At 71.7% G+C, this 5483-nt stretch carries 5 protein-coding genes; 1 reads left to right on the top strand and 4 read right to left on the bottom strand.

Annotated features, from left to right (window positions below; genetic code table 11):
* Together BGO22_RS20280 and BGO22_RS20275 are read right to left on the bottom strand one after the other, a co-directional pair.
* Positions 1 to 754 (bottom strand): type I glutamate--ammonia ligase (locus tag BGO22_RS20280; protein ID WP_502686488.1); only part of this gene is annotated, 754 nt, incomplete at its 3' end.
* A gap of 56 nt (positions 755 to 810) precedes the next feature.
* Entirely contained in the window at positions 811 to 1611 is an 801-nt protein-coding gene (locus tag BGO22_RS20275) for a gamma-glutamyl-gamma-aminobutyrate hydrolase family protein (RefSeq protein WP_070399591.1), read from the bottom strand.
* Positions 1612 to 1724: 113 nt separating this feature from the next.
* Between BGO22_RS20275 and pdxR the strand changes: the two genes are divergently transcribed.
* Positions 1725 to 3212 carry a MocR-like pyridoxine biosynthesis transcription factor PdxR gene (gene pdxR / locus BGO22_RS20270; RefSeq protein ID WP_204743807.1) on the top strand — a complete coding sequence of 496 codons (1488 nt, stop codon included), beginning with the start codon at positions 1725 to 1727 and terminating at the stop codon, positions 3210 to 3212.
* Positions 3213 to 3270: 58 nt separating this feature from the next.
* Here the strand turns inward: pdxR and BGO22_RS20265 are convergent, their stop codons facing one another.
* Together BGO22_RS20265 and BGO22_RS20260 are read right to left on the bottom strand one after the other, a co-directional pair.
* On the bottom strand, positions 3271 to 4581 hold the full coding sequence (locus BGO22_RS20265) for an NAD(P)/FAD-dependent oxidoreductase (protein ID WP_070399593.1): 1311 nt from the start codon (positions 4579 to 4581) through the stop codon (positions 3271 to 3273).
* Between the two features lie 108 nt (positions 4582 to 4689).
* The coding region (locus tag BGO22_RS20260) for an arginase family protein (RefSeq protein WP_286852292.1) at positions 4690 to 5483 on the bottom strand (794 nt) is incomplete at its 5' end.

The following is a 5483-nucleotide window of genomic DNA, read 5'->3' as shown; positions in this document are numbered from 1 at the left end:
TGGCCATGAAGGTGGCGTACATGTCGTGGCGCAGCGCGGCCTCGCGCACGGTGCGCTTGAAGAAGAAGACCTCGTCGGCCAGGCCCAGCGGGTGGTCGTGGAAGAAGTTGATCTCCATCTGCCCGGCGCCGATTTCGTGGATCAGCGTGTCCACGTTCAGGCCCATGAGGTTGCAGTACTCGTAGATCTCCTCGAACAGCGGGTCGAACTCGTTCACCGCGTCGATGGAGTAGGCCTGGCGCGAGGTCTCGGCGCGCCCGCTGCGGCCAATGGGCGGGCGCAGCAGGGTGTTGGGGTCGGTGTTGCGCGCGGTCAGGTAGAACTCGAGTTCGGGCGCGATCACCGGGTCCCAGCCCTCGGCCTCGTACAGGCCGCAGATGCGGCGCAGCACGCTGCGCGGCGCGTAGGGCACCAGCTTGCCCTTGTGGTCGAAGCAGTCGTGGATGACCTGCGCCGTGGGGTCGGTGGCCCAGGGCACGATGCGCACGGTGGTGGGATCGGGCCGCAGCTGCATGTCGCGGTCGGTGGGCTCCACCACGTCGTAGTAGGGGCCGCTGGCGGGCTGCTCGCCCGTCACGCTCATGGCCACGATGGCGTGCGGCAGTCGCATGCCGCGGTCCTCGGTGAATTTTTCGCGCGGCAGGATCTTGCCGCGCGCCACGCCGGTCAGGTCGGGCACCAGGCATTCGACTTCGGTGACACGGTGTTCGTTGAGCCAGCTTTCCAGCTCGTTGAAGTTCTTGGGGGCGCTCATGGCCGGGCTCCTTGGCTTGGGTATTGGTTCGGGTTCGCGGAGGGCGGAGAGCGAACCTAACCCGGCTGGCTGCGCGCCAGGTCGTTGGCCTGCAGGCGCAGGCTGCGGCGCTGGCGGCAGGCGCGGCCGAAGGCCTCGAAGATCGCGGCGTAGAAGGGGGTGTCCCAGCAGCGCCACTCGGGGTGCCACTGCATGGCGTAGGCGAAGGTGCGCGCGCCCTTGACCCAGAAGGCCTCGACCAGGCCGTCCGGCGCCCAGGCCAGCGGCGTGAGCCCGTCGGCCAGGCGCGCGATGCCCTGCCCGTGCAGGGAATTGACCTGCGCCTCGGTGCCACCCGCCCACTCGGCCATCACGCTGCCCTCGGCGATGCGGATGGCGTGGCGCGGCGCGTATTGCTCGTCGGGCGGCGCGGTCTTGGGCTCACGGTGGTCGTTCATGCCAGGCACCAGGTGCACGCGCTGGTGCAGCGCGCCGCCCAGGGCCACGTTGATTTCCTGGAAGCCGCGGCAGATGCCCATCAGCGGCACGCCCAGGTGCACGCAGGCCTTCACCAGCGCCAGGGTCAGCAGGTCGCGGTCGGCGTCCAGCGGCAGGCTGGGGTCGGCCACCTCTTCCTGGAAATGCGAAGGGTGCACGTTGGAGGGCGAGCCGGTGAGCATCACCCCATCGACCATGCCGAGCAGCTCGTCGATCTGCTCGACCTCGGCCAGGGGGAACATCACGGGCTGGGCCTGGGCGCCGACCTTCACGGCCCGCGCGTACTTGTCGCCCAGCAGCAGAAAGGGCATCTGGTGCCCGTGGTCGCCCAGCAGTCGATGGTCGGCTGGCAGCCAGACCATGCATGGCGGCTTGTTCATGGGTTCTCCACGCAATCGGCGTCCATTGTGGTGGGCAAATTGGATCACAATGAGAGCCAGTTGTGCCCATCCCGGGGTGCCACTTACCCTGCCCCGGTACTGCTCACCCGCCCATGCTGTCCGAATACCTGCTGGCCGAAATGAACCGCCTGGGCGCCCAAGACGCTCTGCCCCTGCACCGCCAGCTCTACGAGGCCCTGCGCCGCGCCATGCTGGACGGCAAGCTCGGCGCCGGCGAGCGCCTGCCCTCCAGCCGCGACCTGGCGCAGGACCTGGGCCTGTCGCGCAACACCGTGGTGGCCGCCATCAACCAGCTCAGCGTGGAGGGCTACCTGGCCAGCCGCGTGGGCAGCGGCACCTACGTGAACGACCACGTGCCGCGCGGCGGCCTGGCGCGCGGCCCGCGCGCGCCAGGCCAGGCGCCGCACCTGCAGCCGGCGCGCCTGTCCACGCGCGGGCAGTCGCTGGCGCACGAGTTCAGCGCCGGCGCGCTGGAGGTGCAGCCCTTCACGCCCGGCATCGCCGACTTCTCGGCCTTTCCGCTCACGCTGTGGCAGCGGCTGCAGAACAAGCACTGGCGCATGACCTACCCGGACATGCTGGACTACAACACCTCGGGCGGCTACGCGCCGCTGCGCCGCGCCATCGCCGACTACCTGCGCGTGTTCCGCAGCGTGCAACTGGACGCCGACCAGGTCATCGTCACCAGTGGCACGCAGCAGTCGCTGGAGCTGTGCGCCCGCCTGCTGGCCGACCACGGCGACACCGTGTGGGTGGAGGACCCCGCCTACTGGGGGGCCATGAAGGCCTTCATCGCCACCGGCCTGTCCGTGCACCCGGTGGCCACCGACGAGCAGGGCATCAACCCCGGCCCGGCCGACGATCCGAAGCCGCCGCGCCTGATCTACGCCACGCCCTCGCACCAGTACCCGCTGGGCGCGGTCATGTCGCTGGCGCGGCGCCACCAGCTGCTGGCCACCGCGCGCGCGCACGGCGCCTGGGTCATCGAGGACGACTACGACAGCGAGTACCGCTTCAGCGGCCCGCCGCTGTCCAGCCTGGAAGGCCTGGACCCGGACGGGCGCGTGCTCTACATGGGCACCTTCTCCAAGGTGCTCTACCCGGGCCTGAAGCTGGGCTACCTGGTGGTGCCCAAGGGCCTGGTCGAGGCCTTCCGCCAGGCCCACTACGACCTCAACCGCCCCGGCCAGATGCCCACGCAGGCGGCGCTGGCCGAGTTCATCGAGATGGGCCATTTCGCCAGCTCGCTGCGCCGCGCGCGCCAGACCTACGCCGAGCGCCGCCAGTGCCTGCTGGAGGCGCTCAAGCCCGTGCTGGGCGAGGGCCCCGAGGCCCCGCGCATCAGCGGCGCGGAGCAGGGCCTGCACCTGTGCCTGCGCCTGCCGCTCGCGGTGGACGACCAGGCCATCGCGCGCCGCCTCGCGCAACAGGGCCTGACGGTGCGCCCGCTGTCGGCCTACTGCCTGCGGCGGCAGGATTTGCGCGGGCTGGTGATCGGCTACGGCTACGCGCCGCTGGAGGAGATCCGGCGCTGCGGGCCGGTGGTGGCGGCGGCGGTGAAGCAGGCGGTGACGGGCTGAACGACGCCACGCGCCTGACACATCCGACATCGAATGCCCGGTCGGCAGGAACGCCCGCTCACACCACGTCGCGCAAGCGGTGCCACCACATGCCCAGCGCCAGGCTGGGCGTGCGCAGCAGCGCGCCGCCGGGGAAGCGGTGGTGCTTCAGGCGCGCGTAGAGGTCGAAGCGGCCGGCCTGGCCCAGCACGGCCTCGGCCACGAGCTGGCCCGCCAGGCCCGTGAGTGCCACGCCGTGGCCGCTGAAGCCCTGCAGGTAGTACAGGTTGTGGCCCAGGCGGCCGAAGTCGGGCGCGCGGTTCATGCTGATGTCGACGAAGCCGCCCCACAGGTGTTCCACCGGCACGGAGCCCAGCTCGGGGAACACGGTCGCCATGCGCGCGCGCATGGTGTTTTCCAGGTGGCGCGGCGTCATGGTGGTGTAGCTCACGCGGCCGCCGAAGAGCATGCGGCGGTCGGCGCTGAAGCGGAAGTAGTCCAGCACGAAGTTGTTGTCGCAGACCGCCGCGTCACCGGGAATCAGGCGCTCGGCCAGTTCCGCGTCCACCGGCGCCGTGCCCAGGATGTAGGTGCCCACGGGCATGATGCGCGCCGCGATCTCGGGCGCCACCTCGGGCCCGTGCTCGGGCAGCATGCAGTTGCCCGCCAGCACGCCGAAGCGCGCCGAGACCTGGCCGCGCGCCGTGCGCGCCACCAGGGTGTCGCCGCGCTGCAGCGCGGTGACGGCCGAGCGCTCAAAGATCCGCACGCCCGCGGCCTCGGCGGCGCGCGCCAGGCCCAGGGCGTACTTCAGCGGGTGCAGGTGGCCGCTGCGCTGTTCGCGCGCCGCCGCCGCGTAGTGGTCGGTGCCGATCAGGCGGCGCGCGTCGGCGCCCTCGGCCCAGTCCACCGCAATGCCGCGCGCGGCCAGGCCGTCCATCTCGGCGCGCAGCTCGCGCGCCTTGCGCGCGGTCTCGGCCACGTAGACATAGCCGAAGCGGCGGTCGCACGCGATGCCGTGCTCGGCGATGCGCTGGTCGATCAGGTCCACGGCCTCCACCGACATCGCCCAGGCGCGCTCGGCGTCCTCGCGGCCCAGCTGCTGCTCGAACGGGCCCTGCCCGCTCGCGTAACCCACGATGGCCTGACCGCCATTGCGCCCGCTGGCGCCGCTGCCGATGCGATCGGCCTCCAGCACCGCCACCGACAGGCCGCGCCGCGCCATCTCCAGCGCCGCCGACAGGCCCGAGAAGCCCGCGCCCACCACCACCGCGTCCACCTTGAGGTGTTCCTGCAGCGGCGCGCGCGCCGGCCCGCGCTGCACGCTGGCCTCGTAGTAGCTGCGCTGGTTGAGTTGCGTGTCCGAGCCGATGAGCGAAGCGCCCCACATATCAGCCGCCCCCCTGCCGCGCGGCGCGCGTTCCCCCCGCAGAAGGGACGGTGCCTGCGGCCTGGCAAAGCACGCTCCGCGGGGCCCCGCGATGGCGACAGGCCGCGCTCATCGCTGCTGTGCCACGCGGCCGGCCAGGTAGGTCCACACAAAGCAGGCGGCCGCGTTGCTGGTGAGTTCGGCGTGGTCGTAGGCGGGCGCCACCTCCACGCAGTCCATGCCGATCCAGTTCAGGTCGGCCAAGCCTTCCAGGAAGCTCAGCACCTGAGAACTCGTGAGCCCGCCGGGCTCTGGCGTGCCGGTGCCGGGCGCGAAGGCCGGGTCCAGCACGTCGATGTCGAGAGTAAGGTAGGCCGGCCGCCCGGCCAGGCGCTCGCGGATGGCGCCGATCACCGGCCCCAGGGCCGCGCCGTCGAGCCCGCGCAGGTCGCGCGCCGTGAAGATCTGACCGCCCTGGTCGGCCACGTAGTCGCGCGCGGCGCGCTCGCCGCTGGAGCGGGTGCCGATCTGCACCGTGTGCGCGGCGCTCACCAGGCCTTCCTGGATGGCTTCGTAGGTCCAGGTGCCGTGGCCCGAGGGCTCGCCAAAGTGGTCGCTCCAGGTGTCGCAGTGGGCGTCGAAATGCACCAGGGCCAGGGGCTCGCCGCCGTGGCGCGCCTTGGCCGCGCGCAGCAGCGAGAGCGTGACCGAGTGGTCGCCACCCAGAAAGACGCAGTGGTGCTTGTCCATCAGCGCCGTGGCCTGGCGCTCGATGTGCGCGCGCACCTCGGGCAGGGGCGAGGCATTGGGCAGGCGCATGTCCAGCGCGTCGCCCAGGTGCTCCAGCGGCGAGACGTCGAACACCGGGTGGATGCCGTCGCACAGCATGAGGCTGGCGGCGCGGATGGCCTGCGGCCCGAAGC

Origin of the sequence: Hydrogenophaga sp. 70-12, from assembly GCF_001897365.1 — a bacterium.
GTDB lineage: Bacteria > Pseudomonadota > Gammaproteobacteria > Burkholderiales > Burkholderiaceae_C > Hydrogenophaga > Hydrogenophaga borbori.
This window is presented reverse-complemented; position numbering and strand designations above follow the sequence as displayed.

Excerpts from the sequence above, each read along its gene's own strand:
- BGO22_RS20275 (WP_070399591.1), bottom strand. The coding sequence starts at position 1,611 with ATGAACAAGCCGCCATGCATGGTCTGGCTGCCAGCCGACCATCGACTG.
- pdxR (WP_204743807.1), top strand. The coding sequence starts at position 1,725 with ATGCTGTCCGAATACCTGCTGGCCGAAATGAACCGCCTGGGCGCCCAA.
- BGO22_RS20265 (WP_070399593.1), bottom strand. The coding sequence starts at position 4,581 with ATGTGGGGCGCTTCGCTCATCGGCTCGGACACGCAACTCAACCAGCGC.